The organism is Dyella sp. (genome assembly GCF_035508675.1).
GTDB lineage: Bacteria > Pseudomonadota > Gammaproteobacteria > Xanthomonadales > Rhodanobacteraceae > Dyella_B.
In genome coordinates, this window is the sequence record NZ_DATJMN010000204.1 from 1 (window position 1) to 3,774 (window position 3,774).

Here is a 3,774-nt window from a genome sequence, read left to right on the forward strand (position 1 = left end):
CGTGAGATGCGAAAAAATCTCGGTTTTCCCTACGAAGAAAAAGATATTCCGTTGTTGTAACCCCACCCGTCACGGAGCGATGTCATGCCTGCATTCCAAAACGAACAAGCCTTGCTGCAACAGCTGCGCACCAGTGGCGACCCCGCTTGCGTGGCCCGAGCCGATGCATTGCAACGGCTCTATCACGATCGCCAGTTGGCGTTGCTCAGTGCGGATGTATACGCCGCGGCCAAAGGTGCAGGCGCGCCACCGCCCGGCTGGACGCGTGTCAGCGAATATCTGGAGTTGATGCGGCAATTTGCTTCGCAACTTCATCTGAGCGACGCGCAGTTGACGGAGCTTCTCAAGCCAAGGGCCTCCGGCTTCCGCGCCGAAATCTACCTGCCCGATCCCGCCTTGCTCGGCCCAGGCTACCAACCTACGGTAGCCTTCAAGGGCTCCACTGGAGAGGTGCTCACCGTCAACGGTTTGCGTGACACGTCGAAGGAAGATTTTCTCGCCAATAACTTCCCGCAATCGATTGGTATGGAAACCGATTACTACGATCGCGCAATGGATCTGGCGTGGCAGTTGCAGCAACATAGCTTGCCGGTCGAATACACCGGACACAGCCTCGGCGGCGGCCTGGCCTCCGCCGCCTCCGCCATCGGTGGCGCGCCCGCTACCACCTTCAACGCGGCCGGCCTGCATCCCCTCACGGCAAAACGCTTCGCCGAACAGAACGACTTGCCTGTGTACGACGTGCAACAGCATATTACCGCCTACCACGTGCAGAACGAACTCCTCAACGACGGCGTGCAGAACAACCTGCATACGCTGGACGAAGCACGTCGAGCACAAGTGGGCCAGGTGCTGGGCGATGCGGCGCAGCTGCTGCACGCGCTGCCTGCCGTGCGCGAGCCGCTGCTGCGCAAGCTCAATGCGGATATGCCCGACTACGCGCAGGCCACGGTGAACGCCTTCATCGATCGCTTGGCGGCGGGTGACACCGCGCCCATGCTGCGCGCGCTGCCGTTGGCTGCCGGCACACCGCAACCGCCGCTCACGGCGATGGCATGGGGCGAGTACCAGCCCGTGCCACGCCAGGACGCCATGACCTTGCAGGAGGTCGCGCTCCTTTCAAAGCCGTTGCTTGAAGTGGTGTCGCAGATGGAGCACGGCGCCGAGCGGGGCGCTCATCTGGGCAGGGCGCTCGGTGTCGCCGCTGACGACATGCTGCTCGGCACCACGCTGCAGGCGGGCGGCGCCTCGTTTGGCGGTCTTCCCGGTCCAGTCACAGCACGCATGGTGGACGCGCGACTGCATCAGACCCCCGAGCAGCAAGCCATCGACCATCACCCCACACTGACCGCCGCGACCGGCGCAGCGGGTGGTCTCGCCGCCGGCCTTGGCGCGGTCCATGCGCAATTCAATCCAGGCCTGCTGCATCTGGGCCGCAGTCTGTCCAATACGGTGGCTACGCGAAAAGTATTGTCGCAAGGCGCCGCTGCAGGCGCGGAAGCCGCGGATCGCCACGGCATGGTGACGATGCTGCCGAGTCTTGAGGCGCGTATCCAGGAAACCGAATGGGCAGCGCGCATGGCCTTGCCACGTACCGTCGAAGCGCCTGCCGTATCGCACGCGGTGGCGCCGCACGCAGCTGCTCACGTCATGACACATCAACCCGGCGTCGCCGCGACGGTGCAGCCGACGCGACGGCAAGCGGAGCCGGCCGCTGCCGCGCCGACCCCGCCGCACGCAGCCGATGCGGCCGCGCGTGCGGCGCAGCTGGCCGACATCCCACGACAGATCGTCCCCCTGCAGCAACGCACCATTGAGGAAAAAGAGGCCGCCCAACGCGCCGCCGACGCGCGCACGGCACCGGAACTCGCCTCTATGGCGCGCCATCATGAAGCGGCCGCCATCCCCGACCACCTGCGCGACTTCCGCCACCCCGACCACCCCATGCACCCGCGCTACCAGCACGTGCTCGACGAAGTGCACTACATGGAAGACCAGCACAAGATTCAGCACGGAGAGCACAGCGAACGCCTGGCCGCCGCGGTGATGGACAAGCTGCACGAAGAACGCTTTGGCCAGTTGGAGCGGCTTGAATTGCGCAAGCAGGGCGAGCACATGCAAGTGGTGGCCCATCAAAGCCGTCCATCGGTATACATGCCCGAGCGCGAAGTAAGCATGGGCGTCAACCCGGCCACCGTGCGCTCGGTGGAAGCGGTGGCACACGCCTGGTCCAAGCGCGCCATGCCACATTTGCACGAACCGGCACCGGCGATGGCGCCCGAGCTTCGACGCGACCCGCACACCTTGCCGGCGCACGACTTGCGCCATCCGGATCACCCCCAACACGCGCTCTACCAGCACGTGTATGCCCAAGTCGCCGACGCCTTTGCCAAGGCCGGGGTGCCGCGTAATGAAACACAGCTGGAGCACGCCACCGCGGCAACCATGCTGCAAGCGCAAATCAGCCAGATCGACTGGTCCAGGCCGGCACGGATCGCGCTTGCGCAAGACCCGGCCAGCGGCATCGTCGGGCCGGACAGCAACCTGCTGATCCGCACGCCGGATCGCGTCTTTGGCCATCTTCACGAGGTCGTCCCGGCGCAGGCCATGCAACAGGCACCGGAAACCTCGTTTCAGCACATGGGACAGGTGGCGCAGCAGCAGGCGCAGGAGTGGGCCGCGTTTGAGCAACAGCTCGCGCAGGCCAATATGCAGCAGCATCTTTATCCCGCGATGCCAGGCGGTGGCCCGGGTGGTGGGCGCTGAGCAAAGCAAGATCGCCGAAAAATTGATTGAACAAAAGGAGTAATCCGCCCATGACCGGCGCCAAATACCAAACGGCCAAACGAGACGTCCACGCCATCGATCTGAAAAGCTTGCGTGATCAAATTCCCGCCATGCAAAGTTGCCAGGAAATGCTGGCAAAGAGCGTGAAGCAATTGCAGCAAGGCACGGAATCAGCGACGAGTATCTATGTTCTGAACAGCTTCCAATTGTTGACGGAGATACACGCGAGCGCAGTGCAAGCTTTGGCGAAAGACCGCCATGCCAGTGCGATAGTGTTGTCACAGGCGGCGATAACCATGCTGGTGAACTGCATCTATGTGGCCGGAGACCCAGGTGGCGATCGTTTGACTGCTGCGCTACGCCATCACCTAGATGCCCGGCGCGACTGGATCGTCGCATGGCGCAGAGCGGAGCCTGATGATGTCAGTGCTCACGAACAGCAGATGATCCTGGCCGACTTTTGCCGGCTGCAACCCTGGTATGCGGACGCACCCCAATGGCCTGATTTGGGCGAGCGAGCGGACGCAGCAGGCTGGAAAGATTGGGTATATCCACTGCTTAGTGGCGCCGTAGATGCACAGCAATGTCAAGCGCAGAGCTTGTTGACCTTGCTGGAGACCGAAAAGCAGGGAGGGCCGGAGCAAGCTGCAGCGGCCCATCGCTACCGTCTGGCAAAGCAAGGCTCCGACGCGATTTATATGGAAGGTATTGCGCTATCGCTATTTGCGGATGCTATCGAAAGATTCGCCAAAGCGCGGCAAGACCAGGTTGTAGCAACCATAGCCAATTCGACATACGAACGGCTTGAGAGCTTGCTGGGTAGGCATCGTCAGATGGCCATGAAGCACAAAAATGATGAGAATATCTATATCCGTGTCGGAGGGTGATGCTTATGCGTCGATATACAAAGCTTGCTGGCATCATTGAGTTTTTCCGTCGGCCCAGGCTTCACCCAGGTATTTGAAGGCCATGTCGGAGTTCGGATAT

The 3,774-nt window shown here is 62.2% G+C and carries 2 protein-coding genes; both read left to right on the forward strand.

Annotated features, from left to right (window positions below; all coding sequences use genetic code 11):
• Window positions 1–84 precede the first annotated feature (84 nt).
• Window positions 85–2,766 (forward strand): XVIPCD domain-containing protein, encoded by a 2,682-nt coding sequence (locus tag VMA74_RS10760; protein WP_325366771.1) that lies wholly within the window; start codon window positions 85–87, stop codon window positions 2,764–2,766.
• A 50-nt stretch (window positions 2,767–2,816) separates the two neighbouring features.
• Window positions 2,817–3,674 (forward strand): hypothetical protein, encoded by an 858-nt coding sequence (locus tag VMA74_RS10765; RefSeq protein ID WP_325366773.1) that lies wholly within the window; start codon window positions 2,817–2,819, stop codon window positions 3,672–3,674.
• Window positions 3,675–3,774: the final 100 nt, after the last annotated feature.